The following is a 26,231-nucleotide window of genomic DNA, read 5'->3' as shown; positions in this document are numbered from 1 at the left end:
AGTTTTCAACCAGCGCCGCACCCGCTTATCCCAGACCACAAGGACCCTCCGATGCTCGACACCATCGACCAGTTCCTCGGCAACACCGCCGGCCTGCTCTGGGGCAACCCCATCACGCTGATCCTGCTGCTGGGGACCGGGCTCTACCTCACCATTCGTCTCGGCCTGGTGCAGGTGGTCGCGTTCCGCGAGGGCTGGCGCGCGCTGCGCGGCACCGACGGCCGCAGTGGCGGTGCCGGTCAGATCTCGCCGTTCCAGGCGCTTTCCACCGCCCTTTCCGGCACCATCGGCACCGGGAACATCGCCGGCGTGGCCACGGCCATCGCGCTCGGCGGCCCCGGGGCCCTGTTCTGGATGTGGGTCACCGCCTTTTTCGGCATGGCCACCAAGTTTGCCGAGACCACCCTGGCCGTGCGCTACCGCGAGATCGCCCCGGATGGCAGCATCGCCGGCGGCCCGATGTTCACGCTGCTGCACGGGCTGAACATGAAGAAGATGGCGATCCTGTTTGCCGCCTTCACGCTGATCGCCTCGTTCGGCATCGGCAACATGGTGCAGGCCAACTCGGTGGTCGACGGCCTGACCTTCATCGTGCCCGACCTGCGCGCCAACGATGAGATCATGGGCTGGATGGCGCTGATCATCGGCCTGACCATGGCCATTCTGGTGGCGCTGGTGATCATCGGCGGGGTCAAGCGCATCGCGATGATCGCATCGGCCATCGTCCCGTTCATGGCCGTGGTGTACATGCTCGGGGCCTTCGTGGTCATCGTCGCCAACATCGAGGCCGTGCCCGCGGCGGTCGGCACCATCCTGAACCTGGCCCTGAACCCGTGGGCGGCCGGCGGCGGCGCGATTGGCCTGGCGATCCAGTACGGCGTCGCGCGCGGCATGTTCTCCAACGAGGCAGGCCTCGGCTCCTCCGCCATGGCCCACGCCGCGGCCAAGAACGGCGATCCGCCGCGCGAGGGCTCGGTGGCCATGCTGGAGCCGTTCATCGACACCATCGTGGTCTGCACCCTCACCGGCCTGGCCATTGTCGTGACCGGCGCCTACATCGACCGCGCCGACGACGTGGTCGGTGCCTCGCTGACAGCCACCGCCTTCAGCTCCACGCTGGGCCCGTTCGGCGCCATGCTGGTGGGCATCAGCCTGATGCTGTTCGCCTTCTCCACCATGATCGCCTGGTCCTACTATGGCGACCGCTCGGCGTACTTCCTGTTCGGCGAGGGCGCGGTGATGCCCTACCGCATCGTGTTCGTGATCCTGATCGTGATCGGCGCCACCATCCCGCTGGGCATGGTCTGGAACTTCTCCGACATCGCCAACATCCTGATGGCCGCGCCCAACCTGATCGCGCTGATCCTGCTCGCCGGGCTGGTGAAAAAGCTGCGCGACGACTACGTGCACCGGCGCCCGATGCCGGACCACCATGGCGGATAAACCGCAGCCCGTGACGGCACCACGGGACCCGTTCGCCCAGGGCCCCGCGCGGCCGGATACCGCCATGCTGGTGCGCGAAGTGGAGGCCGCGCTCGCGGAGGACCTTGGACCGGACGGCCTCGCCGGCGACCTGACCGCCTCCCTGGTCCCGGCCGAACGCGTGGCCCGCGCGACCCTGTTGCTGAAGGAGACCGCAGTCGTCTGCGGACAGGCCTGGTTCGAACGTGCCTTCAGCCAGCTCGCGCCCGAAACCCGAATCCACTGGCAGGTGAGCGAGGGTACCCGCGTCCCGGTGGCGCGCGAACCCGTGGTAATCGCCACCCTGGAAGGCCCCGCCCGCGCGGTGCTGGCCGCCGAGCGCAGCGCGCTCAACCTGCTGCAGACGCTTTCCGGCACCGCGACCGAGACGGCGCGCTGGGTCGCGCGCCTGGAAGGCACGCAAAGTCGCATCCTGGATACGCGCAAGACCCTGCCGGGCCTACGCCACGGGCAGAAATACGCGGTGCGTTGCGGCGGCGGCTACAACCACCGCCTGGCGCTCTGGGATGCGGTGCTGATCAAGGAAAACCACATCGCCGCCTGCGGCTCCATCGCCGCGGCCGTTGCGCGTGCCCGCGAGCTGGGTGCCGGGCGCTGGGTCGAGGTGGAAACCGAGAACCTCGACGAGGTGGATCAGGCCCTGGAGGCCGGCGCCGACGTGATCATGCTCGACGAACTCGCACATGCGGACCTGATCGAGGCGGTCCGGCGCATCCGCGGGCGGGCCGTTTCCGAGGCCTCCGGTGGCATCACCCCGGATACCCTGGTGCAGGTGGCGACCACTGGTGTGGACTACATCTCGGTGGGTGCGCTGACCAAGCACCTGCACGCGATCGACTACTCCCTGCGCCTGGACTAGCCGCGAGCCCGGCACGCGGGCTTCGTGGCGCCCCGGCCCGCCGTCTGCCTTGTTGTGGCTTGGCCTGCTTGGACATCGGGTGCTTGCATGTCCACGGTCCACCGCCTGCGCTGCTGTGGCTGGCGGCAAATCAATGCCACGCGGAACACCCAACGGCGAACGAAGGAGGGTCGAAAGTCGAGTGCGGGCACTACGGGTGCCCGAGGGCCGGGTCAGTTCTGGGAGGCGGGCGGCAGCTGGATAAAGCGCTCGCGATACAGCCGCAGCTCGTCGATCGAGTCACGAATATCCTGCAGCGCCTGGTGCGAGGCATTCTTGCGCAACTGCGCAATCACATCCGGCGCCCAGCGTCGCGCCAGCTCCTTCAGCGTCGAGACATCCAGGTTGCGGTAGTGAAAATACTGCTCCAGCTCGGGCATCAGACGCGCCATGAACCGCCGGTCCTGGCAAATCGAATTGCCACACATCGGCGACGCCCCCTTCGGCACGTACTGCGCCAGGAACTCCAGCGTGGCCTGCTCCGCATCGCGGGTCTCCGCGGAGCTGTTGCGCACACGCTCGATCAGCCCCGAGGTCCCGTGGGTGCGCTGGTTCCATTCGTCCATGGCCTCCAGCACACCGGCCGGCTGGTAGACCGCGACCACCGGGCCTTCCGCGAGGATATTCAGATACTTGTCGGTGACGATGGTCGCCACCTCCAGGATGCGGTCGGTCTGGGGCTCCAGACCGGTCATCTCGAGATCGATCCAGATCAGGTTTTCGGCATTCACGGCCATGTCACGTACTCCTTCGGCACCGGTCCTCGCGCGCGGGCCCGGACCTTTCATCTGCGCCGGGAGTCTATCATCATGGATGCGAGGCCTGTGGCCCCGAAACCCAACCCCCGCCACAAGGAGGGAATCATGCGACGCACCCATGCACCCATAGCCGCCGGCGCCGCCGCGCTGGCCCTGAGCCTGGCCGGCGCCAACGCCGCGCTGGCCGACGACATTCGTGCCGGGCAGGAACTGCACGGCGACAACTGCATCAGCTGCCATGCCGACATGGTCGGCGGGGACGGCTCCGGGCTGTACACCCGCGAGAACCGCATGGTCGGCTCGCATGACGAACTCGTCGCCCAGGTGAACAACTGCAACGTCAACCTCGGCACCAACTGGTTCGACGACGAGGTGGACGCCGTGGTCGCCTATCTCAACGCCGAGTACTACCAGTTCGATGAGTGACCTGAAGACCCGCCACTGTCAGTCCTGCGAGGGCTTCACCGACCCCCTGCCGCGGTCGGACGCCGAGCGCGCCCTGAGCCAGCTTGACGACGGCTGGGGCCTGGACGAAGCCGCCAGGAGCATCCAGCGCTGCTTCAAGTTCAAGGACTATCACGAGACCATGGCGTTCGTGAACGCGGTCGCCTGGATCGCGCACACCGAAGACCACCACCCCGATCTGGCGGTTGGCTACAACCGCTGCGCCGTCGAGTTCTCCACCCACGCCATTGGCGGTCTCAGCGAGAACGACTTCATCTGTGCCGCGCGTATCGATGCCCTGTTCGACTAACCCCCGTCCCGGAGCCCCGGCTTGAGCCGGGTCGCCCGGGTCTTCGCCCGCCACAACCAGATGGCCGACATCGCGGTGGAGCACCAGCCACCGCGACGCCTGCGGCTGCACCGGCGCTTCCGCGACCTCGCCTGTGGCGACCGCGTGGAGCTGGACGCAGCGGGCGAAGAGGTCGCGCGTCAGCTCGACCGCGACAACGTCCTGGTTCGGCGGGACGGCTTCGGACGGCGCAAGGTGATCGCCGCCAACATCGACTGCGTATGGATCGTGATCGCCCCGGAACCCGCCCCGTCACGTAACCTGATCGACCGCTTTCTGGTCGCGGTCCTGAACCTCCCCGCACGCCCGCGCCTGCTGGTGAACAAGCAGGATACCGGCCCCGCCGCGCCCCTCGACTGGCTGGCCGCCTATCGCGAACTGGACCTCGATCCGCTGTACGTCTCCGCCAGAACCGGATTTGGGCTGGACGAGCTGGCCGCGGCCGCGGCCGGACACACCAATATCCTGGTCGGTCAGTCCGGCGTCGGAAAGTCCTCGCTGGTGGCGGCCCTGCTCGATCAATACGGGATCGCGGACGCTATTGCGCCGGCCACCGGCGATCTCGCCGCCTCCGGCGAGGGCCGCCATACCACGGTCACCGCGCAGTGGTACCCGCTCGCCAACGGAGGGGCCTGGATCGACTCGCCCGGCGTGCGCGACTTCACGCCCGAGATCCCGTCCCTGGACACCCTGGAGCGCGGCTTCCCGGACATCGCGGAACGGGCCGTGGCCTGCCGCTTCCGCGACTGTCGCCACCAGACCGAACCGGCCTGTGCCGTTCGCGCCGCCATCGAGGCCGGCGAGCTCCCCGCGGAGCGGCTGCAGGCCTGGCACGAGCTCGCCACCGAGATCCCCGCCCAGACCCGCGCCCGCGGGTAACGGTTCCACCACGTAACGCACAAGAAAACCAAAAAATCGGTTTACAGGAAGCAGGGAAGACTGGAAGGGAAAGGGACTAAAAACCGCTTGTTCGAGTAAGCCCTGCGAACGACCCCGGCGCGGCTCAGCGCATTAAAACGGGCATTTCTTCCAGCCTTCCCAGCTTCCTGTTAACACTCTTGAAGTGTTTTTTCGGACTAGCAGTGGAAGGTGTCGCGGCGGGGGCCGGGATCAGAAGGTCAGGCCCATCTCCAGGCCGATCACGGAGGAGGCGCGATCGCGGCTGGCCCCCTCGAACTCCAGGCGATCCGCCATCCAGTCGTCGGCGGCGTTCAGGGAGTAGTCGTCGTAATACAGACTCAGGGAAAGCTCGGACCGGTTTTGCAGGCGCATGCGCCCGTCCAGGCTCAGATAGCCCATGGTCCGGCCCACGTCGCGGGAGCGATCACCGTAGCCGAAACCAAGCCCGTCGGACTCGCCGGACAGCGACTGGCGCAGCCCCACGCGGAACTGGCTGTCGAATCGACCGGATGCAAACGTGGGCCCGAAGCTGAAGTCGGTGAAATAGGCGGTGGATTCACTGGCCGGGCCGAGATCGCTCCAGTCCGAACGGGTCTCCACGCCCACCCCGACGTTCAGCCCATAGCCGAAGCCACCACCAATTTCCTGGCGGTAGCCACCCACGGCCTCGAACAGGCGCGAACCGCCGAAGGTGTTGTCGATCTGGTCCAGCGCCGCGGTATCGTGCGTGCTGCGTACCGAGAGGTGATAGCGCGACTGCGACTCGCGCTGGGCGGCGCCGGAGGCGTCGCTCAGCGCCGCCACCTCCGGTGCCTCCCCGGCCTCGGGGGGCACCAGCAACGAGTAGCGCTCATCGGCCGAGGCCGTGGCGGCGCCCAGCGCCAGCCCCGCAACCAGCAGCGCCGCCAGCGACCCGACCGCACGCACACACAAAGACCGCAGGCAGTTCGCCTGCGGCCCTTGCTTGGCTGCACCGATCGATCGAAGTCGCGTCACACCGCTGGTCCCTGTTTTTGTTGCCCTGGCCCGGTTTGAGTTGCCCTATCCCGGGGGCCAATTCAGCGCACGTCCCGCGAGGACATGCATATGTATATGGTAGACCGTCTGCCCACCGTCTTGGTTGCAGTTCATCACGGTTCGATAACCGTTTTCCGCAAATCCGCGATCGCGTGCGATCCCGGCCGCGGCACGGGCCATGGCCCCGATGACCGGCGCATCCTCCGCGCTCAGATCGTTCAGCGTGGCGATGTGCTTTTTCGGGATCACCAGCACGTGCGTGGGCGCCTGCGGGTTGAGGTCCTCAAACGCCAGTACTGTGTCGTCCTCGAATACCACCCGGGCCGGGATCTCCCCCGCCACGATCTTGCAGAACACACAGTCGCTCATGCCGTCACTCCCACTATCCAATATTACCATGTATCAATATTCGCGCCGACCCGACAGGGCGTGCGCCAAGGTCCCCGCATCGATGTATTCCAGCTCGCCACCGCTCGGGATGCCCTGGGCGATGCGCGTGGTGCGCACCCCGTGGCGGGCCGCCATCTCGGCCAGGTAGTGCGCTGTGACCTCGCCCTCGACCGAGGTGTTGGTGGCCAGGATCAGCTCCTCCACCCCCTCGGCCTGCAGGCGCGCCTCGAGTCGATCCAGTCCGAGCTCCTCCGGCCCGATGCCGTCCAGCGGCGAGAGCCGCCCGAGCAGGACATGAAAGCGCCCCCCGAAATCCGTGGCAGACTCGATCGCCAGCACGTCACCGGGGCTTTCCACCACACAGACCACGCGCGCATCGCGCTCCGGATCTGCACAGCGGCTGCAGGTCTCCGCCGAGGTCAGGGTGCGGCAGACCGAGCAGTGGCCGATGCGCGCCACCGCGTCATCCACGGCCCGCGCCAGCCGGCGGGCGCCCTCGCGGTCGCGCTCCAGCAGATGCAGCGCCATGCGCCGCGCCGATTTCGCACCCACCCCGGGCAGGCAGCGCAGCGCCTGGACCAGCTCGTCCAGTTCCGCATCCATCAGCGAACCCCTGGCATGCGCGTCAGAACGGCAGCTTCATGCCGGCCGGCAGACCCAGGCCCTGGGTCAGGCTGCCCATGCGTTCCTGGGTGGTGGATTCCACCTTCTGCACCGCATCGTTGATCGCGGCCGCCACCAGGTCCTCGATCATGTCGCGGTCGTCGTCGAACAGGCTGGGGTCGATCTTGACCCGGCGCACCGCGTACTTGCCGGTCATCACCACGCTGACCAGGCCGCCGCCGGACTGACCCTCGATCTCCATCTCGGCCAGTTCCGCCTGCACCTTCTGCATGTCTTCCTGCATCTTCTGGGCCTGTTTCATCAGGCCACCCATGCCACCTTTCATCATGATTTCGCTCTCCTGCCCCACGCCCACGCGCAGGGGTTGTGATTCAATTTTCGGGGCAACGCTGCACTGGATGATGCCGCACCGCGCACACCCCGAACTTGCCGATCAATCCGCGTCTTGCTGGCGCGCAGGCAGCGGCGCGTCGCCGTCCACCGTGTCGCCCGCCCGGTCTTCTCGGATACGCACCGCGCCCAGCTCGGCCCCGAACTCCTGCCCCAGGGCCTGCACCACCGGGTCCTCGCGCATGCTCGCCTCGGCCCCCGCCTGACGCCGGGCCGAGGCTGCGGCCAGCTGGGCCGCCGGCGTCGTATCGGAAGGCCCCGACCGGTCGACAATCTCCAGGCGCAACGAGTGCCCCAGAGCCTGTTCCAGCGCCTCCTTCAGGCGGGTCTTGGCACGATCGGTACAGGGCGTGCCCTGCGCCAGCGCCAGGACCACACGCTCGGCGTCATGCTGGAGCAGCTCCGCGTGCTTTGCGAGTTCGCGCACCGTGCCCGCGGGCAGCCCGAGGGCAAAGCGGTTCCAGTCGAAGGCCGCGCCGGGCGCCAGCGGGGCCGCTGCAGGGGCGGGCGCATGCTCCACCGCCGCGGGCGGCTCCGCTCCAGGCTCGCGCACCGCGGTCGGGGCTGCGGCCGCGGGTGCCGGGTCGGCGACTGGATCAGGTTCCGGGCCGGCACTCGGGCTGGTCTTCGGCGCGCGCGCGGGGGCCGCGGGCGGCGCCGGGTTCGCCGATGCAGGCGCCTGCGGACGAGGCGCCGCTGGCGCAGACCCGGGGCCACGCGCCGCGTCCGTTTTAACCGGCGCCGGTCGGGCGGTCTCGCCCGCCGCCGGGGGCGGCTCCGGACGAAACGCCAGCAGGCGCAGCAGGGTCATCTCCACCCCCATGCGCGCATCCGGTGCATACGGCAGATCACGGACCCCGTGGACCAGGATCTGGTAGGCCAGCTGGACCGTCTCCGGATCCACCCGGCCGGCCACCGCATGCGCCCAGGCCTCGGCCTCCTCGCCGGCCTCCGGCTCGCCGCCCGCCACCTGCCGCACCGCGACCTGATGCACCAGCGCGGCCAGCTCGTCCAGCAGCCGCGACCAGTCCGGCCCCAGCGCATCCAGTTCGGCAAGCCCCTGCAGCAGGCCGGGTCCGTCCCCGGCGAATACGGCATCCAGCAGCCCGGCGAGGCGGGTTCGCGGCAGCAACCCGAGCATGTCGCAGGCATCCGCCTCGCTCAGGCGCTCGCCGCCGTAGGCAATGGCCTGGTCGGTCAGGCTCAGCGCGTCGCGCATCGAGCCCTCGGCCGCCTCGCCGAGGCGCAGCAGCGCGCCCGGCTCCGCCTCCACCCCCTCGGCGGCGAGTACGCGCGCCAGGTGCTCGGCAATCATGGCCGGCGGCATCGGCTTGAGGTTGAACTGCAGGCAGCGCGACAGGACGGTCACCGGCAGCTTCTGCGGGTCCGTGGTCGCGAGCAGGAACTTCACATGGTCCGGCGGCTCTTCCAGCGTCTTCAACAGGGCGTTGAAGCTCTTCTCGGAGAGCATGTGTACCTCGTCGATCAGGTACACCTTGAAGCGCCCGGTGGTCGGCGCGTAGGAGACGTTGTCCAGCAGCTCGCGGGTGTCGTCCACCCGGGTGCGCGAGGCGGCATCCACCTCGATCAGGTCCAGGTGGCGGCCCTCGGCAATCTCGACACAGGAACGGCATTCACCGCAGGGCGTGGGGGTCACCCCGGTCTCGCAGTTCAGGCAGCGGGCCAGGATGCGCGCCAGCGTGGTCTTGCCGACCCCGCGCGTGCCGGAGAACAGATAGGCGTGATGGAGACGGTCGCCGCTCAGGGCGTTGGACAGGGCGCGCACGACATGCGGCTGCCCGACCAGGTCCTCGAAGCGCGCGGGACGCCACTTGCGGGCCAGAACCTGGTGACTCATGCATCCCCCGTCAATCGAGTCTGCCGCGGGCCCGGATGCGGCGTCGTCACCGCAGGGGTCTGGGCCGCAGGGAATAGGGTGGTGGCCCGCACCCGCCACACCCCGGCGCCCGACGCAGCTGCTACCGTTGCTCCCTTCCGGGCCTGGCGGGGTTCACAACCTGTCGTCGCGAGGGGACTGATACGGACCACCATAACGCGGTCCGAGATTCGGGCGGTTCCCGAATCCGGGCGGCAAGCTTCCGCATTTCCGGCGAACGCGTCAACCTCGCATCACGCGGGCACCCCCGAACGCCGGGGCCGACAAAAGCGGTAGCCGCTCTCCGCAACCGGCACACTCCATAGAAAGAAACTAACGAGTAGATAGAGAACAAAAACTGGATCAATCATAAGAAGACCCTTATCTTGAGCCTCGTGGTCGGGAATCACCCGCCCGAAAAAAGACTTCTCTCTCGTAATACAACCGTTTGTTCACGATCGACTAAGGAGATCATCGAAATGGAACTGGAAAATCGCGAAGGCCAGCGCGTCCCGGAAGTCACCTTCCGCTGCCGCAAGGACAACGACTGGAACGACGTCCGCTCGGAAGACCTGTTCAACGGCCGCAACGTGGTCGTGTTCGCCCTGCCGGGCGCGTTCACCCCGACCTGCTCCTCCGCCCACGTGCCGCGCTACAACGAACTGGCGCCGGTGCTCAAGCAGCACGGCATCGACGAGATCGTCTGCATCTCGGTCAACGACGGCTTCGTGATGGAGGCCTGGCAGGCCGACCAGCAGGCCGACCGCGTGACCTTCATCGCCGACGGCAACGGCGAGTTCACCGAGCAGATGGGCATGCTGGTCGACAAGAGCGACCTCGGCTTTGGCCACCGCTCCTGGCGCTACTCCATGCTGGTGCGTGACGGCGTGATCGAGAAGCAGTTCATCGAGCCGGACGAGCCGGGCGACCCCTTCGTGGTCTCCGACGCCGACACCATGCTCGCCCACGTCGCGCCGGATGCGGCCTGCCCCGAAGACGTGGTCGTCTTCACCAAGCCGGGCTGCCCGTACTGCGCCAGCGCCAAGGAGATGCTGGAGAACGCCGGTCTCGATTATGAAGAGATCGTGCTGGGCCGCGACGCCAGCCTGCGCAGCCTGCGCGCCGCCACCGGCGCGATGACCGTCCCGCAGGTGTTCGTGGGCGGCCACCGCATCGGCGGCTCGGACGATCTGCAGGAGTGGATCTCCCGCGAGAAGAAGGCGGCGTAAGTCGTCTGCCCCTCGGGGCGGGTTCTGTCCCGCCCCGGGTGGTCACCCGATCACTGGGTGGCCATCCGTGTCCGGATGCCGTCACACCCGGACGTCCGGACACGGATGGCAGATCTTGGCGACCGCACGGAATGCGGTCGTTATGTACCATTTTCACCGAACCCTTCGAGGAACCGACATGGAACACTACGACATCATCGTGATTGGCGGCGGCAGCGGCGGCCTGGCCGTGGCGGAACGTGCCGCCCCGCACGGCGCGCGCGTCGCCGTGTTCGATCCCAAGCCGCTGGGCGGCACCTGCGTGAACGAGGGCTGCGTACCCAAGAAACTCACCTGGTACGCGGCCGAGCACATGAGCCACGCCCGTCAGGCCGGTGAATTCGCGGTCGATATCGAGGTTCAGGGGATCCGCTACGGCGACTTGGCCGAACGTCGCCAGGCCATGCTGAAGAACCTGAACACCTTCTGGGCCGGGCACCTGGAGAAGCTCGGCGTGACCCACATCCCGGAACGCGCCCGCATGGCCGGCAAGGGCCGGGTGGTCAGCGACAGCGGCACCGAATACAGCGCCGAGCGCATCGTGCTGGCGATGGGCGGGGCGCCGATCGTGCCGCCGCTGGAGGGTGCCGAACTGGGCGCCACCTCCGATGACTTCTTCGAGTGGACCGAACTGCCGGAATCCATCGCCGTGATTGGCGCCGGCTACATTGGCCTGGAGATGGCCGGGATGCTGCGCTCGATGGGCGTAAAGACCGACGTGGTCGCGATGGAGGACCGCGTGCTGGAGATGTTCGACCCGCTGATCTCCCACACCCTGGATCGCCATATGGCGCATCAGGGCATCGGGCGCCACCTGGGTGTGAAGGTCGCCGGCCTGGGCGGCAAGCCCGGCGCCGTGACCGTGAAGCTGGAAGGCGGTCAGGAACTGGGTCCGTACCAGAAGGTACTGTGGGCGGTAGGCCGCAAGCCCGCCACGGCGGACATGGGCCTGGAAGAGGTCGGACTGGAGATGGCCCGCGGCGGCATCATCCCGGTCGATGAATGGCAGGCCACCAACGTCGAGGGCCTCTATGCGCTGGGCGACATCATCGGCAAGGGTCCGCTGACCCCGGTGGCGATCGCGGCCGGCCGGCGCCTGGCGGACCACTGGTACGCACCGGAGACGAACCCGGTGCCGGTGGACTACGACCAGATTCCGACCGTCACCTTCACCCACCCCACCGCCGGCATGGTCGGCCTGACCGAACCGCAGGCAGTGGACCAGCACGGCGACTCGGTGCGCATCTACGAAACCGAGTTCGGTGGCCTGGACCGTGCCTTCGCCGAGGGCGAGCTGCCGCCGGTGGCGATGAAGCTGGTCTGCGCCGGGGATGACGAGAAGGTCGTCGGCATCCACATGATCGGGCCGAACGTGGACGAGATGCTGCAGGGCTTCGCGGTCGCGGTGCGTATGGGCGCGACCAAGCGCGACTTCGACCTGACCATCCCGCTGCACCCGACCAGCGCCGAGGAACTGGTCACCCTGAAGCAGTCGCGGCCGGGCCGCCAGGAAGGCCTGGCGCAGGCGGCCTGAGCCCGCACCAGCCCCCACACAACAGCCCCTGGCGGTTCCTCCGTCGGGGGCTGTTTCCTTGTGTAACACCCCGTTACGCAACGTAACGTCACGCCCCACGACACCCCCGCCAAGCACCTGATTCCAGGCCCCCAAAAGATTGGCGTACAACTTGCATCGGCACCCCAAACCGTGACCACCATCACTCAGGGGATACCGTCCACGCCATGTCCGATGCGCTCGACAGCACCCGCGAGTTTCTGGGCACCCATGCGCCATTCGATCAGCTCGAGGCGGATGCGCTGGATTTCCTGATCCCGCGCCTGGAGAGCCGCTTCTACCCCCGCGGGGCCCGCATCACCGATCCCGAGGCCGGCCCCGCCCAGCGCTTTCACATCATCCGCCAGGGCCGTATTCGCGGCGAAACCCCGAGCGAGGACGAACAGCTCTCCGGCAAGGCCTGGGAGCTGATCCCCGGCGAATGCTTCCCGATCGGCGCCCTGCTCGGCCGGCGCGCGGTCCACACCGTGCATCGCGCCGCCGAGGACACCGTCTGCCTGGAACTGGGCCTTGAGGACTTCGACCGCCTGCGCGCCCGTTCGCGCGTCTTCAACGACTTCTGCACGCGCCGCCTGGCCAACCTGCTGGACCGCCTGCAGCAGGGCATGGACACGCTGGCCGCCCGTGACGCCGGCGCCGGCCAGCTGAACACCCCGCTGGCCCTGCGCATTCCGCGCGGCCCGATCACCTGCCGCCCGGACACCCCGCTGCGCGCGGTACTGACCACCATGCGCGACGAACGCGTGGGCTCCATCGTGGCCACGGACGACGCGCAGCGCCCGGTCGGCATCTTCACCCTGCACGACCTGCTCTCGCGCGTGGCCCTAGCCGACGTCGACCTGGATACCCCGCTGCACGCGGTGATGACGCCCGACCCGGTCGCGCTGGAGGAAAGCGCCCCCGGCTTCGAGGGCATCGAGGCGATGACCGAGCACGGCATGACCCACCTGTGCGTGGTACGCGACGGCCGCCTGGTCGGCGTGCTCGGCGAGCGCGACCTGCTGACCAGCCAGCCGCTGACCCTGGATGGCCTGGTGCGCGAGATCCGCCGCGCCGACTCGGTCGCCGCGATCGCCGAACGCCTGCGCCAGGTGCCGCGCCTGATCGAGGCCGTGGTTGGCCAGGGCGCGGAGGCCGACCAGGTGCTGCGCCTGATCACCCGCCTCAACGAGCACGCCACCCGCCGCGTGCTGGCCTTGCTGCGCGGCGAACACCCGAGCATCGAGGGCATCGACTTCACCTGGCTGGCGTTTGGCTCCCAGGCTCGCGAGGAACAGGCCCTGGTCACCGACCAGGACAACGGCATCCTGTTCGATGCCGAGGCCGGTGATGCGGACGCCATCCGCGAGCGCCTGCTGCCCTACGCGAAGGCCGTGAACCAGGCCCTGGCGGAATGCGGCTTCACCCTGTGCCCCGGCAACATCATGGCCGGCAATCCGGAGTGCTGCCTGAGCGCTCCGGAGTGGGACCAGCGTTTCACCCGCTGGATCGAGCAGGGCACCCCGGAGCACCTGCTCAAGAGCACGATCTTCTTCGACCTGCGCGCGGTGGACGGCGAAGCCGGCCCGGTTGAGGCCCTGCGCACCCGGCTGCTGCAGAAGACCGCGTTCAACAGCCGCTTCCGCCGGCAGATGGCGGCCAACCAGCAGATGTTCCGGCCGCCGCTGGGCCTGTTCGGCGAGATCAAGAGCGGCGCCGAGGGCATCGACATCAAGAAGCAGGGGCTCACGCCCTTTGTCGACGCCGCGCGCGTCATCGCACTGGCCGCCGAACTGCCGGCGACGCGCACCCACGACCGCCTGGACCAGGCGGTTACCGCGGAGGTGATGCGCGAAACCGATGCCCGCGACTACCACGCGGCGCTGCGCTACCTGCAGATGCTGCGCCTGCGCGCACAGCAGAAGGCCCTGCGCGAGGGGCGCGAAGACGACAACCGAATCCGGCCGGAAGAACTGGGCGCCCTGGAGGGACGGGTGCTCAAGGAGAGTTTCCGGCAGGCCCGCAAGCTGCAGGGACAGCTTGAGGTGCAGTACCAGCTGTGAAGGACCACGGCAAACAACAAAACCTTACGAGAGGAGCATCGTCATGTCACAAGAAGACCTGAGCCGGCAGGCGTACTGGCGGGCGCACCTGCGTCTGCTGGGCATCTGCCTGGCTATCTGGTTCCTGGTGTCGTTCGTGCTGGGCATCCTGGTCGCCCAGCCCCTGAACGCGTTCCAGCTGGGGGGCTATCCGCTGGGCTTCTGGTTCGCACAACAGGGGTCGATCTACACCTTCATCATCCTGATCTTCGTTTATGCCTGGCGCATGAACGTGCTGGATCGCAAGTTCAACGTCCACGAGGAGTAAGCCTGTCATGGATCAACAGACTCTAAGCCTGCTCGTGGTCGGGGCGACCTTCGCCCTGTACATCGGCATCGCCATCTGGGCGCGCGCCGGTTCCACCAGCGAGTTCTACGTTGCCGGGCGCGGCATCAACCCGATCGCCAACGGCATGGCCACCGCCGCGGACTGGATGTCGGCCGCGTCGTTCATCTCCATGGCCGGCCTGATCGCGTTCCTCGGCTTTACCGGGGGCGCCTACCTGATGGGCTGGACCGGCGGCTACGTGCTGATGGCGCTGCTGCTGGCCCCGTACCTGCGCAAGTTCGGGAAGTTCACGGTGCCGGAATTCATCGGTGATCGTTTCTACTCGAAGGCCGCGCGCATCATCGCGGTGATCTCCCTGATCGTGATGTCCGTCACCTACGTGATCGGGCAGATGCGCGGGGTCGGCATCGCCTTCTCCAACATCCTGGAGGTGCCGCTGGCCACCGGCCTGATCGCCGGGATGGCGGTGGTGTTCATCTACGCCGTGCTCGGCGGGATGAAGGGCATCACCTACACCCAGATCGCGCAGTACGTGATCATGATCTTTGCCTACACGGTGCCGGCGATCTTCATTGCCATCACCCTGACCGGCAACCCGATCCCGCAGCTGGGTCTCGGCTCCACCCTGCAGGGCTCCGATACCTACCTGCTGGATGCGCTGGACAAGACCATGGTGGATCTGGGCTTCCATGCCTACACAGCGGTGGGCGGCATGAGCCTGATGAACATGTTCCTGCTGACCCTGGCGCTGATGATCGGTACCGCGGGTCTGCCGCACGTGATCATCCGCTTCTTCACCGTTCCGCGTGTGCGCGATGCGCGTAAGTCCGCCGGCTGGGCGCTGGTGTTCATCGGCATCCTCTACACCACCGCCCCGGCGGTCGGTGCGATGGCCATCTGGAACCTGGTCAACACCGTGCATCCGGGCGAGATCGGTACCGAGGAAGGCCACCTGGCCCACGCGGACAAGCCAGCCTGGATGGAGCGCTGGGAGCAGACCGGTCTGCTGGCGTTCGAGGACAAGAACGAAGACGGCGTGATCCAGTACTACAACGACGCCAACGAAGAGTTCGCCGCGATGGCGGAAGAGGAATACGGCTGGGAAGGCTCCGAGATCGTGACCCTCGACCGCGACATCATGGTGCTGGCCAACCCCGAGATAGCCGGTCTGCCAAGCTGGGTGATCGCACTGGTGGCAGCGGGCGGTATCGCCGCCGCACTGTCGACCGCGGCGGGGCTCCTGCTCGCCATATCGTCGGCCATCTCGCACGACTTGCTGAAGGGCGTATTCATGCCAAAAATCAGCGAGAAGAACGAGCTGATGGCAGGACGTATCGCCATGGCGGTCGCCATCCTGTTTGCGGGGTATCTGGGGCTTAATCCACCCGGCTTCGCGGCCGAGGTGGTGGCACTGGCCTTCGGTCTGGCCGCGGCCTCGCTGTTCCCGACCCTGATGATGGGCATCTTCATGAAGAAGATGAACAAGGAAGGCGCGATCGCCGGCATGCTGGTCGGTCTCGGGACCACCCTGCTGTACATTTTCACGTACAAGGGCTGGTTCTTCTTCTCCGGCACCGCGATGCTCCCGGACAACCCGGACGGCTGGCTGCTGGGCGTGAACCCGACCGGCTTCGGCGCGATTGGCGCGGCCTTCAACTTCATCACCGCCTACATCGTGATGAAGTTCACCGCCGAGCCGCCGAAGGACATCCAGGACCTGGTGGAGAGCGTGCGCGTACCGCGCTCGGAAGCCTGATGGAAGGCCCCGTCATGCCCGGTCCGACCGGCATGGCGGGGTCACCCATGTGATGACTGGATGGTCATTTCACATCACGCACGAAAGGATCGGCCTGGGCTCCCCGGGCCGTTCCCTTAATGCCCTGTCCAACCTTACGGGCCAAGCGGCAATCGACCCCACGCGGGTCGATTGCCGGTTGCCCCGGCCAGCCCGCCCCGCACGGACTCGCAGATGAACGGCGAACTTGAAGAGATCCGCGAATTCCTCGACCAGTGCCCGGACCTGGCCACGCTTCCGGCGGCCAGCCGCAGCGCACTCGTGCGCCAGCTGACCCTGCGCTACCTGCGCGCCGGCAGCGACTTTCCGCCCGCCGCCGAGGCGGGGCTGTGGATCCTGCGCACCGGCAGCGTGGAGATCCGCGACGCGAACGACACCCTGCAGGACCGCCTCGGCGAAGGCGATGCCTTCCATGTGCCCGCAGCACCGGGGCACCGGCTCGGCCCGGTCACCGAGGACAGCCTGGTCTACCACCTGCCGCTGGACCGCGCGCAGGCCCTGTCGGCACGGGATGGCGCCATTGCCGAGTTCCTCGCCGGCGACGCCCCGCGCCCCCTGGGCGCGCCCCGCGGCGCGGCCGGTGACGCCACCCAGGGCCTGCTGACCACCCCGGTGCGCGCGTTGATGACACCCGACCCGGTGCGGGGCCTGACAACCCTGAGCCTGCGCGAGGCGGCACGGCTGATGGACCGGTCCGACATCTCGGCCCTGCTGCTGCACCCCCCGGAACGGCCGCAGGAGCCGGCCGGCATCCTCACCGATACCGACCTGCGCCGGGCCCTGGCCCGCGAACAGGACCCGGAACAGCCAGTGGCCGAATTCATGGCCACGCCGCTGACCACCGTGACTGGCAGTACGCCCGCGTTCGAGGCCCTGCTGCGGATGGCCCGCCACGACATCCACCACCTGCCGGTGGTGCAGGAGCACGACGGCGCACTGACCGGCATCCTCTCCAGCACCGACCTGATCCGCCACCAGGGCACCAGCGCCGTGTACCTGGTACGCGACCTGCGCCGGGCCGACGACCTGACCGCCCTGCAGGGGATCATGCAGGCCCTGCCCCGGCTGCAGGTACAGCTGGTGGACACCGGCGCCGATGCCGTGCAGATCACGCAGACGCTCACCACCGTGATCGACACCCTGACCCAGCGCCTTATCGAGCTGTACGAGCGCGACCACGGCAGCGCCCCGTGCGCGTTTGCCTGGCTGGCCAGCGGCAGTCAGGGCCGCCACGAGCAGACGGTGTTCACCGATCAGGACACCGCCCTGATCATCGCCGACAGCGCGCCGACAGACGCCGACACCTGGTTCGAACGGCTCGCGCAGCAGATCCGCGCCGGGCTGGACGCCTGCGGCATCCGCGCCTGCCCGGGCGATGTCGACCCCACCCACCCCGACTGGCGCCGCAGCGCCGCAGACTGGGCGCGCGAGCTCGAACGCGTACTGCACCACCCGGCCCCGCGCGACGCCATGCTGGCCAGCCACTACCTGGACCTGCGCGTGATCCACGGCGATGCCAGCCTGTTCGAGCCCCTGCGCCAGCACGCCCTGACCACCGCCCGGCGCCACGAGGCCCTGCTTTCCGCCCTCGCCGATCAGGCCCGCGACCTGCCCGCCCCGCTCGGCTTCTTCCGCCAGTTCGTGCTGGAGGCCAGCGGCGAACACGCCGACACCCTGGACCTGAAGATGCGCGGCCTGCTGCCGCTCGTGGCCATGGCCCGCGTATTCGCCCTGAACGCGGGCAGCGAGGCCCGCGGCACGGTAGAGCGGCTGCACGCCGCCGCCCAGGCCGGCGTGATCAGCGAAAACACGGCCGCCAACCTGGTCGATGCCTGGCTGTACATCGCCGGCCTGCGCGCACGCCACCAGGCCGGACAGATCCGCAACGGCCAGGCCCCCGACAACGCCCTCGACCCGAGCACGCTGTCCACCCTGGAGCGCAACCACCTGAAGACCGCGTTCCGCCTGGTCAGCGATACCCGCAAGTCCGCCCTGGCCAACGCCGAACGGGTGCGCGGATGACGGCCGCTACGCGCTGATGGTCTGCCCGGTCGAGCCCTCCGACTGGCGCCGCCCCCCGGGCCACTGGCGCTTCTGCCGGCGCCGCCGCCAGGCTGCGCGGCGCTGCCCGCCCGGCCCGCTGCGCGCGGCCCTGGAGACCCCGCTGCCCACCGCCGGGCAGGCCGTCGCCCACAGCCGCTTCCTCGCCGTGGACCTCGAGACCACCGGACTGGACCCGGAGCGCGACCGCATCCTCAGCATCGGCTGGGTGGCCATGGACGGCCCGTGCATCGACCTCGCCACCGCCGATCAGCGCCTGGTCCGCGCCGAGGGCCCGGTCCCCGAGGCGAGCGCGGTCATCCACCACATCACCGATCAGCGCGCCGCCGGCGGCATCGCGCTGGAGGCCGCCCTTGAGGCCCTGTTCCGCGCGCTCGCCGGGCGCATCATGGTGGCGCACCACGCCGCCCTGGAGATCGGCTTTCTGGAACGCGCCTGCCAGCGGCTGTACGGGGTGCGCCCGCCGCTGCCCATTGTCGATACCCTGCGCCTGGCGGAGACCGCCCTGCGCCGCGCCGGCCAGCCGATCCCGGCGCACGGGCTGCGCCTGCACACCCTGCGCACGCGCTACAACCTGCCGGCCTACCGCGCGCATGACGCCCTGTTCGACGCCATCGCCGCGGGCGAGCTGTTCGCCGCCCTGCTCAGCCGGCAGTCACCGGACGGCCAGCTGCCGCTCGGGCGTGTGCTGTTCCGCCCCGCGTGGCTCTGGTAGGCGCGGCCAGCGGGCGGTTCGCATGCTATCCTCGCACCCACCAACGGGGGGCCGTGCCGCCCCCTACTCAACCGAATCCGCAAAACCTTTCCGGAGGCCCTGATGAGTGACAACATCGAGTCCACCCTTACCGAGACGCGCCACTTCGCGCCCCCGGCGGCGTTCACCGAAAAAGCGCGCCTGAAACCGGAGGATCTCGAGGCCCTGAACCAGAAGGCGGCGGCCGACCATGAGGGCTTCTGGTGCGATCTCGCGCGCGAAAAGATCGACTGGAAGACCGAGTTCACCCAGGGCCTGGATGACTCCCGCGCGCCACATTACGAGTGGTTCGCCGACGGGCGTATGAACGTCTCCTACAACTGTATCGACCGGCACCTCGAGGTGCGCGGCAACAAGACCGCGATCATCTTCGAGGCCGAGAACGGCGAGACCCGCCACCTGACCTACCGCGATCTCTACAACGAGGTCGGCAAGCTGGCCAACGCCCTCAAGGGCATGGGCGTGGAGAAGGGCGACCGCGTCGTCATCTACATGCCAATGAACGCCGAGGCCGTGATCGCCATGCAGGCCTGCGCCCGCATCGGCGCGATCCACTCGGTGGTGTTCGGCGGCTTCTCCGCGGATGCCCTGCGCGACCGCATCGTGGACTCCGGGGCGCGGCTGGTCATCACCGCCGATGGCGGCGCGCGCGGCGGCAAGACCGTGGCGCTCAAGGCCAACGTGGACAAGGCCCTGGACTCCAACCCGGGCGATGTCGAGAAGGTCGTGGTGTGCAAGCGCGCCGGCAACGACGTGACCATGCAAGAAGGCCGCGACGTCTGGTGGGAGGACGCCGTGGACGGCGAATCCGTGGACTGCGAACCGGAATGGGTCGAGTCCGAACACCCGCTGTTCCTGCTCTACACCTCCGGCTCCACCGGCAAGCCCAAGGGCATCCAGCATTCCAGCGCCGGCTACCTGCTGGGCGCGATCGTCACCAACCAGTGGGTGTTCGACCTGCAGGGCGACGACGTCTACTGGTGCACCGCGGATGTCGGCTGGATCACCGGCCATACCTACGTCGCCTATGGCCCGCTGGCGGTCGGCGCCACCCAGGTGATCTACGAGGGCGTGCCGACCGTGCCCGACGCCGGGCGCTGGTGGAAGATGTGCCAGGCCCACGGGGTCACCGTGTTCTACACCGCGCCCACCGCGATCCGCGCGCTGATGAAGGCCGGCGACGACATCCCCGCGCAGTACGACCTGTCCAAGCTGCGCCTGCTGGGCACGGTCGGCGAGCCGATCAACCCCGAGGCCTGGATGTGGTACTACCGCGTGATCGGCGGCGAACGCTGCCCGGTGGTGGATACCTGGTGGCAGACCGAAACCGGCGCCAACATGATCGCCCCGATCCCGGGCGCGACCACCCTGGTGCCCGGCTCCTGCACCCAGGCCCTGCCCGGCATCGACGCCGACGTGGTCGACGAGCAGGGCAACAGCCTGCCGGCGGACCAGGGCGGCTACCTGGTCATCAAGAAGCCCTGGCCGCACATGCTGCGCACCGTCTGGGGCGACGACCAGCGCTACAAGGACACCTACTGGCCCAAGTTCGACGGCAAGTACTACCTGGCCGGCGACTCCGCGCGCCGCGATGCCGAAGGCAACTTCTGGATCATGGGCCGCATCGACGACGTGCTGAACGTCTCCGGCCACCGCCTCGGCACCATGGAGGTGGAATCCGCCCTGGTCGCGCACGAGGCGGTGGCCGAGGCCGCCGTGGTCGGGCGCCCGCACGACGTAAAGGGCGAGGCCATCGTCGCCTTCGTGATCCTGAAGGGCGACCGCCTGACCGGCGACGAGGCCGAGGCGATGGTGAAGGACCTGCGCAACTGGGTCGCCGACCAGATCGGCCCGATTGCCAAGCCGGACGACATCCGCTTTGCCGACGGCCTGCCGAAGACCCGCTCCGGCAAGATCATGCGCCGCCTGCTGCGTTCCATCGCCAAGGGCGAGGAGATCACATCCGACACCTCCACGCTGGAGAACGAGGCCGTGATCCCGCAGCTCCAGGGCAAGGCCTGAACCGGAGGCCGGGGTATCGCACCCCGGCCCTCAATATCCCCGCAGGAGGCCAGCACCTGGCCGATAGGGCGCCGGATCGGCACCCATCGGCCAGAGTGCTGGCCTCCTGCAATTCCGGGGTATCATTTCGTAACCACCCTGTATCCGCACCCCCTGCACGCAAACCCCAGGCCAGTCCGCATGAGCACCCACCATTCCGGCGACCCAAAAGACCCCGCACAGACCCCGCGCCTGCGCGTGCTGCTGGGCGAGGTCACCGCCATGGGGCCGGGCAAGGCCATGCTGCTGGAGGCGATCCGCGAGCAGGGTTCGATCTCCGCGGCAGCCCGTCATGTCGGCATGTCCTATCGCCGCGCCTGGGACCTGGTCGAGACCATGAACCAGAGCTTCCGCGAACCCGTGATCGCCACCGCCAAGGGCGGCTCCGGCGGCGGCGGCGCGCAGATCACCGACTTCGGCGAGACCGTGCTGGCGCGCTACCGCGACATGGAACGCAAGGCCTGCGAGGCTCTGCGCGACGAACTGCACGCCTTCGCCGACTTCCTCGCCGACGACTACGAACCCTGACCCCGGGCGGGTCTTGACGGCCCCCGCCCGGCCGCCGCATCATTGCGCCCGTCGATATGCAAACACAAACATAACGAGATGCATATCCTCGGGCCCCGTCACGGCGCGCGGCGCAGCGACGATGCACAAGGACCGCAGGGCGAGTGCTGCGCGCAAGGGCCCGACGCCACCAGGACCGAACCACAGGGAAGAACCCAACCATGCACCTGCGCGCCCTGCTCCTGACGCTCGCCCTGCTGCTGCCCGGCCTGGCGCACGCCTCCGGCCCGCTGACCATCGCCGCCGCCTCCGACCTGCGCTTTGCGCTGGACGAGATCCTGGAGGCCTACCGCGAGGCCTATCCGGATGACCGCGTGCGTGTGACCTACGGCTCCTCCGGGCGCATGACCACGCAGATCCTGAACGGCGCACCCTACGACATCTTCTTCTCCGCCGACATCGCCTACCCGAAGCGGCTCTACGCGGAGGGCGCCGCCGTCACCGAGCCATCCGTCTACGCCATCGGCCGCATCGTGCTGTGGAGCAATCGCATGGATGCCTCCGAGCTGACGCTGGAAGACCTGACGCGCGACGACATCCGCCGCGTGGCCATCGCCTCGCCCACGCACGCCCCCTACGGCGTGCGCGCGAAGGAGGCGCTGAAGGCCGCCGGCGTCTGGGAGGAGCTGCAGCCGAAGATCGTCAACGGCGACAACATCGCCCAGACCGCCCGCATGGTGCAGGCCGGCGGCGCGGACATCGGCATCATCGCGCTGTCGCTCGCGGAGTTTCCCGATCTCGCCGAGCACCCACACCACCTGATCGACGACGCGCTGCACGAACCCCTGACTCAGGGCTTCGTGATCACCCGGCGCGGCGCGGACAAGGACACCGCGCACCGCTTCGCCGGGTTCATGGGCCGCGACACCGCCCGCGAGATCATGCAGCGCTACGGCTTCGAGATGCCCGGGAGCGAATAGCAGAATGCTGGACCTGAGCCCCACGGACTGGATGGCGATCGAGGTCACCCTCAAGCTCGCGCTCTACACCACGCTGATCCTGCTGGTGATCGCCACGCCGATCGCCTGGTGGCTGGCCAACGGGCGCGGCTCCCCCGGCGTGCGCACCGCGGTGCAGGCCCTCGTCGCCCTGCCGCTGGTGCTGCCGCCCACCGTGCTCGGCTTCTACCTGCTGGTGCTGCTCGGCCCGGCCGGGCCGGTCGGCAGTACGCTGGAGAGCTGGGGCCTGAACCACCTGGCCTTTACCTTTCAGGGCATCCTGATCGGCTCGGTGATCTACTCCCTGCCGTTCGCGGTGCAGCCGCTGCAGCAGGCCTTCGCCAACCTCGGCCGCCGGCCGGTGGAGATCGCCGGCTCGCTGGGCGCCGGACGCATCGACCGCTTCGTGACCGTGATCCTGCCGATGACCCGCGGCGGCTTCATCGTCGCCGCCACGCTCGCCTTCGCCCACACCCTCGGCGAGTTCGGCGTGATCCTGATGCTGGGCGGCGCGATCCCCGGCGAGACCCAGGTGCTGTCCATCCTGATCTACGACCACGCCGAGGCGATGGACTTCGACTCCGCGCACCGCCTCTCCTTCGGCCTGCTGATCTTCGCCTTCGCCGTGCTGTTCATCGTCTACGCGATCAACCGCCGCTTCGACACGGTGCGCCTGTGACCCGGCCCGAGCCCGACACCCTGCGCATAATGGCCCTGCTGGAACGCCCCGGCTTCGCGCTGGACGTGGACACCGCCTTCCCGCTGGAGGGCGTCACCGCCCTGTTCGGCCGCTCCGGCTGCGGCAAGACGACGCTGCTGCGCATCATCGCCGGGCTGGAACACCCGCCCGGCGGCGAGGTGCACTTTCGCGATACCGCCTGGCAGTCCGGCAAGACCTTCATCCCGCTGCACCGCCGCCGCGTCGGCCTCGTGTTCCAGGAATCCACCCTGCTCCCGCACCTGTCCGTGCGCGGCAACCTGCTCTACGGCTACAAGCGCACGCCGGAGCCCCTGCGCCGCCTGCACCTGGACGAGGTCGCCCGCCTGCTCGGCATCGACGACCTGCTGGAGCGCCGCGCCGACCAGCTCTCCGGCGGCCAGCGCCAGCGCGTCGCCCTCGGCCGCGCCCTGCTCACCAGCCCCGACCTGCTGCTGCTCGACGAACCGCTAAACGCCCTGGACACCCAGACCAAGCGCGAGATCATGCCCTTCCTCGCCCGCCTCTCCGAGGAGACCGGCATCCCCAGCCTGCTCGTCACCCACGCCCCCGACGAGGTCGAACGCCTCGCCACGCGCGTCGCCTTCATGCACGACGGCCAGCTCGAACGCCTGGAACCCCTGCGCGACGCACTGGCCCGCGCCGACTCCCCCCTGTTCCGCGACGACGGCGCCGTCTCCGTCCTGCAAGGCGAGCTCGGCCCGGCCGACGCCCACGGCCTGCACCCCTTCGGCCCGCCCGAAGCGCAATACCGCGTACCGTCCACACCAGGCGCCACCAACGGCGCCGGACGCCGGGCCCGTCTGCGCATCGACGCCCGCGACGTCTCCATCGCCCTGTCCCCGCCCCAGGACGTCTCCATCCTCAACATCATCCCCGTCACGATCGAGTCGTTGGATGAGGCGCCTGGGCACCACGGGCCGGCCCGCGTGCTTGCCGTGTGCCGGCAGGACGATGGGCAGACTTTGATGGCGGAGCTGACGCGGCTATCGACCGACCGCCTTAAGCTCCAGCCCGGCGCTCGTGCCCACGCGCTAGTCAAATCCGTCGCCTTTCTCGACTGACCGGCTCCACATACGCCGCGAATCGGACCATCCACCGAGCGGTTCTCAAACCCACAACGCCCGTGCCAGAATCAACCACACTGCCATGTAAGCCGGCGCAGATCCACCCTACCGCCTCGCACAACATGTCTTCGCTGCAGCCTATCCAGGATTTAACGCCACCCATGCACCCCAAGCGCCCCAAGAACCTGAAACTACGATCATTTCTGAAGGCGCATAATTCTGGATATATAGCGAGCTCGTTCAACAAATATGAGTGCGCGCTATCTAATCACTGTTGGGCCGACTATTAAGGATCTATCAATGAGCCAGTTAGATTCACTGATTAAGTACTTCCCTACCGGGACAACCGAGGGAGACAGGAATATTCTGAAAGATATTTTCGTGTCTCCCGAACAACTCCCCGAAGTGTTGGCTATTCCTTCTGGAAGCCCACGCATAATCGTCGGCAACAAGGGTATAGGGAAGACGGCCATTTTGGAGTGGCTGTTCAACGCCGCCAAGAAGAAGAGGATTCCTACGCTTTTCTTGCGACCCGACGACATCGAGCTTAGCGTAATGCAAGGAGTTAGCGATGTCGCAACCATTAAAAGAAACATGTACTCGTGCTTCTTGGACGCCGTGGCGACGGGAATTGCGCAGAATCTATCGGGGTACCTTAAGGGGCCGGCGGCCAAACTATATAACGAATCTGTGGCAAAAGGTTCTCGTGAAGCGGACTGGGTAGGCAAGCTTCTTTCGGTTCTAAGCAAAATATCAACCTCAGCCGGAAGGATCGACGCAAAGTCACTTGCTGCGGATCTTGCTAAAACCTCATCCTCAGAGAGTGAACTTGCTCAGACTATCCAAAATCATCTTCTGGATGAAGAAAAAGTTTTTCTGTTACTTCTCGACGATACCGACCAAGTGGCGACATTAGACGATCCCAATCATTTGAATAGGATTTGGGGCCTACTTCTTGCGGTTCGAAAACTGACATCAACGAGCCCAAACATCAAATGCATTGTCACCCTTCGGACGGAGGTGTGGATGCGATTACTTAGAAATGAAAAAGGCCAGCGAGACCAAATTGATCATTTCCGTCCATTAGTGCTTTCGATGAGAGCGCCCGAGCGCCTAATGAAAACAATACTAAATAAGAGGATCGAGAAAGCCGCATACTCAGGTGGCTGCAGTGGACGCCCGCCGTTTCTTCATTTCTTTGAAGAAGACTGGATGAACCTGCCGACGAGCACCGAAAGACGTAGCTGGGAGCAATTTCTATTGAAATCCTCCAGAGAGCGTCCACGAGACATGATTCAGCTGGTTCATCATCTAGCTTCAGCAGCAAAAGCCAGGGGTGCTGATAGGATTGCCTCGACTGATGCAGAATACGCGATGCAATCTTTTTCTAAGGAGCGAGCGGAGGATCTGGCGATTGAGATGGGGTTTGACTGTGCCTCGTTCTTGGATGTCTTGAGAAGCTTTGTCGACCTTGATTTCGAACTGGAGTTCGACCAACTGCGCGACCACCTAAAGGCTCTTCCGTCTCGGTTTAGCCTTGTGGTATTTGGGCGAGCGATGAAGCCATCGGATGAAGATGATGCGATAAAGATTCTATCCTTGCTTCATGAATCTGGCTTCATTAATCCTAGGGTCACGGATAAAAGAATGCCGGATAATTATCGGCATTGTAGTGGTCAAGTGATTTCGGACACCTCGATCGGTGTTTCGGCTGTCCATTTTCGCTCGTAGGCGTTGGGCGACAGGTAGCCCAGGGTCGAGTGCCTTCGGCGCTCGTTGTAGAAGCCGACGATGTAGTCGGTGATGTCCCGGGTGGCCTCGCCGTGATTGGCATAGTCCCGTCGCCAGACGCGCTCCATCTTCAGGTTTAGGAAGAAGCGTTCGGCCACCGCATTGTCCCAGCAGTTACCCCGCCGGCTCATGCTGGCCCG

General features: G+C 67.3%; 25 protein-coding genes and 1 other RNA gene. 18 read left to right on the top strand and 8 right to left on the bottom strand.

Annotated elements, in window-relative coordinates; all coding sequences use genetic code 11:
• Positions 1-51: 51 nt before the first annotated feature.
• Together D000_RS0106180 and nadC are read left to right on the top strand one after the other, a co-directional pair.
• Positions 52-1,443, top strand: a complete 1,392-nt coding sequence (locus D000_RS0106180) for a sodium:alanine symporter family protein (RefSeq protein WP_018872669.1) — start codon at positions 52-54, stop codon at positions 1,441-1,443.
• Positions 1,444-1,507: 64 nt separating this feature from the next.
• Entirely contained in the window at positions 1,508-2,341 is an 834-nt protein-coding gene (nadC, locus tag D000_RS0106175; RefSeq protein WP_018872668.1) for a carboxylating nicotinate-nucleotide diphosphorylase, read from the top strand.
• A 212-nt stretch (positions 2,342-2,553) separates the two neighbouring features.
• Here the strand turns inward: nadC and orn are convergent, their stop codons facing one another.
• Positions 2,554-3,117 (bottom strand): oligoribonuclease, encoded by a 564-nt coding sequence (orn, locus tag D000_RS0106170; protein ID WP_018872667.1) that lies wholly within the window; start codon positions 3,115-3,117, stop codon positions 2,554-2,556.
• A 126-nt stretch (positions 3,118-3,243) separates the two neighbouring features.
• Between orn and D000_RS0106165 the strand changes: the two genes are divergently transcribed.
• The 3 genes from D000_RS0106165 to rsgA are packed head-to-tail and all read left to right on the top strand — an operon-like array spanning position 3,244 to position 4,810.
• Entirely contained in the window at positions 3,244-3,564 is a 321-nt protein-coding gene (locus D000_RS0106165; protein WP_018872666.1) for a cytochrome c, read from the top strand.
• Complete coding sequence (locus tag D000_RS0106160; RefSeq protein WP_018872665.1) at positions 3,557-3,892, top strand: 4a-hydroxytetrahydrobiopterin dehydratase; 336 nt, start codon at positions 3,557-3,559, stop codon at positions 3,890-3,892. Before D000_RS0106165 ends, D000_RS0106160 begins: the two co-directional genes overlap by 8 nt.
• A 21-nt stretch (positions 3,893-3,913) precedes the next feature.
• On the top strand, positions 3,914-4,810 hold the full coding sequence (rsgA, locus tag D000_RS0106155; protein WP_018872664.1) for a ribosome small subunit-dependent GTPase A: 897 nt from the start codon (positions 3,914-3,916) through the stop codon (positions 4,808-4,810).
• 231 nt (positions 4,811-5,041) lie between these two features.
• Here rsgA and D000_RS0106150 read toward each other — a convergent pair whose 3' ends face one another.
• The 6 genes from D000_RS0106150 to ffs form a co-directional block, all read right to left on the bottom strand.
• Positions 5,042-5,758, bottom strand: a complete 717-nt coding sequence (locus D000_RS0106150) for a hypothetical protein (RefSeq protein ID WP_018872663.1) — start codon at positions 5,756-5,758, stop codon at positions 5,042-5,044.
• A gap of 114 nt (positions 5,759-5,872) precedes the next feature.
• Positions 5,873-6,217 carry a histidine triad nucleotide-binding protein gene (locus D000_RS0106145; protein ID WP_018872662.1) on the bottom strand — a complete coding sequence of 115 codons (345 nt, stop codon included), beginning with the start codon at positions 6,215-6,217 and terminating at the stop codon, positions 5,873-5,875.
• A 33-nt stretch (positions 6,218-6,250) separates the two neighbouring features.
• Complete coding sequence (gene recR / locus D000_RS0106140) at positions 6,251-6,841, bottom strand: recombination mediator RecR (RefSeq protein WP_018872661.1); 591 nt, start codon at positions 6,839-6,841, stop codon at positions 6,251-6,253.
• 22 nt (positions 6,842-6,863) lie between these two features.
• On the bottom strand, positions 6,864-7,190 hold the full coding sequence (locus D000_RS0106135; RefSeq protein WP_018872660.1) for a YbaB/EbfC family nucleoid-associated protein: 327 nt from the start codon (positions 7,188-7,190) through the stop codon (positions 6,864-6,866).
• Positions 7,191-7,295: 105 nt separating this feature from the next.
• Positions 7,296-9,110, bottom strand: a complete 1,815-nt coding sequence (gene dnaX / locus D000_RS0106130) for a DNA polymerase III subunit gamma/tau (protein ID WP_018872659.1) — start codon at positions 9,108-9,110, stop codon at positions 7,296-7,298.
• 86 nt (positions 9,111-9,196) lie between these two features.
• An RNA gene (ffs, locus tag D000_RS13810) (signal recognition particle sRNA small type) lies at positions 9,197-9,293 on the bottom strand.
• Between the two features lie 314 nt (positions 9,294-9,607).
• Between ffs and D000_RS0106125 the strand changes: the two genes are divergently transcribed.
• From D000_RS0106125 to D000_RS14155, 13 genes are all read left to right on the top strand, one after another.
• The gene (locus tag D000_RS0106125; RefSeq protein WP_018872658.1) at positions 9,608-10,357 is read left to right on the top strand and encodes a glutathione peroxidase; all 750 of its coding nucleotides are present in this window, start codon (positions 9,608-9,610) and stop codon (positions 10,355-10,357) included.
• A 178-nt stretch (positions 10,358-10,535) separates the two neighbouring features.
• A complete protein-coding gene (gene gorA / locus D000_RS0106120) occupies positions 10,536-11,930 on the top strand; it encodes a glutathione-disulfide reductase (RefSeq protein ID WP_018872657.1) in 1,395 nt (464 codons plus the stop codon).
• A 206-nt stretch (positions 11,931-12,136) separates the two neighbouring features.
• A complete protein-coding gene (locus D000_RS0106115; RefSeq protein WP_018872656.1) occupies positions 12,137-14,011 on the top strand; it encodes a DUF294 nucleotidyltransferase-like domain-containing protein in 1,875 nt (624 codons plus the stop codon).
• Between the two features lie 43 nt (positions 14,012-14,054).
• A complete protein-coding gene (locus tag D000_RS0106110) occupies positions 14,055-14,318 on the top strand; it encodes a DUF4212 domain-containing protein (protein WP_018866543.1) in 264 nt (87 codons plus the stop codon).
• Positions 14,319-14,325: 7 nt separating this feature from the next.
• A complete protein-coding gene (locus D000_RS0106105; protein ID WP_018872655.1) occupies positions 14,326-16,095 on the top strand; it encodes a sodium:solute symporter family protein in 1,770 nt (589 codons plus the stop codon).
• Positions 16,096-16,308: 213 nt separating this feature from the next.
• Positions 16,309-18,156, top strand: a complete 1,848-nt coding sequence (locus D000_RS0106100; RefSeq protein WP_018872654.1) for a putative nucleotidyltransferase substrate binding domain-containing protein — start codon at positions 16,309-16,311, stop codon at positions 18,154-18,156.
• 142 nt (positions 18,157-18,298) lie between these two features.
• Complete coding sequence (locus tag D000_RS0106095) at positions 18,299-18,910, top strand: 3'-5' exonuclease (protein ID WP_026279803.1); 612 nt, start codon at positions 18,299-18,301, stop codon at positions 18,908-18,910.
• Positions 18,911-19,012: 102 nt separating this feature from the next.
• A complete protein-coding gene (acs, locus tag D000_RS0106090) occupies positions 19,013-20,971 on the top strand; it encodes an acetate--CoA ligase (protein WP_018872652.1) in 1,959 nt (652 codons plus the stop codon).
• A 180-nt stretch (positions 20,972-21,151) separates the two neighbouring features.
• Positions 21,152-21,538 (top strand): winged helix-turn-helix domain-containing protein, encoded by a 387-nt coding sequence (locus tag D000_RS0106085; protein WP_018872651.1) that lies wholly within the window; start codon positions 21,152-21,154, stop codon positions 21,536-21,538.
• A 200-nt stretch (positions 21,539-21,738) separates the two neighbouring features.
• Positions 21,739-22,497 carry a molybdate ABC transporter substrate-binding protein gene (modA, locus tag D000_RS0106080; protein WP_018872650.1) on the top strand — a complete coding sequence of 253 codons (759 nt, stop codon included), beginning with the start codon at positions 21,739-21,741 and terminating at the stop codon, positions 22,495-22,497.
• 4 nt (positions 22,498-22,501) lie between these two features.
• The gene (gene modB / locus D000_RS0106075; RefSeq protein ID WP_018138505.1) at positions 22,502-23,194 is read left to right on the top strand and encodes a molybdate ABC transporter permease subunit; all 693 of its coding nucleotides are present in this window, start codon (positions 22,502-22,504) and stop codon (positions 23,192-23,194) included.
• Positions 23,191-24,297: a molybdenum ABC transporter ATP-binding protein gene (modC, locus tag D000_RS0106070; RefSeq protein WP_026279802.1), complete on the top strand. Its 1,107-nt coding sequence runs from the start codon at positions 23,191-23,193 to the stop codon at positions 24,295-24,297. The genes modB and modC overlap by 4 nt, the downstream gene beginning before the upstream one ends.
• 303 nt (positions 24,298-24,600) lie before the next feature.
• On the top strand, positions 24,601-26,031 hold the full coding sequence (locus D000_RS14155; RefSeq protein WP_155999233.1) for a P-loop ATPase, Sll1717 family: 1,431 nt from the start codon (positions 24,601-24,603) through the stop codon (positions 26,029-26,031).
• On the opposite strand, the gene D000_RS0106065 is transcribed toward D000_RS14155, so the two are convergent.
• The coding region (locus tag D000_RS0106065; RefSeq protein WP_018872648.1) for an integrase core domain-containing protein at positions 25,977-26,231 on the bottom strand (255 nt) is incomplete at its 5' end. The two genes, D000_RS14155 and D000_RS0106065, sit on opposite strands and share 55 nt — an antisense overlap.

The organism is Thioalkalivibrio sp. ALJ16 (assembly GCF_000377345.1).
GTDB lineage: Bacteria > Pseudomonadota > Gammaproteobacteria > Ectothiorhodospirales > Ectothiorhodospiraceae > Thioalkalivibrio.
The sequence above is the reverse complement of the archived record's forward strand: the minus strand, read 5'-3'. Positions and strand labels throughout refer to the sequence as shown.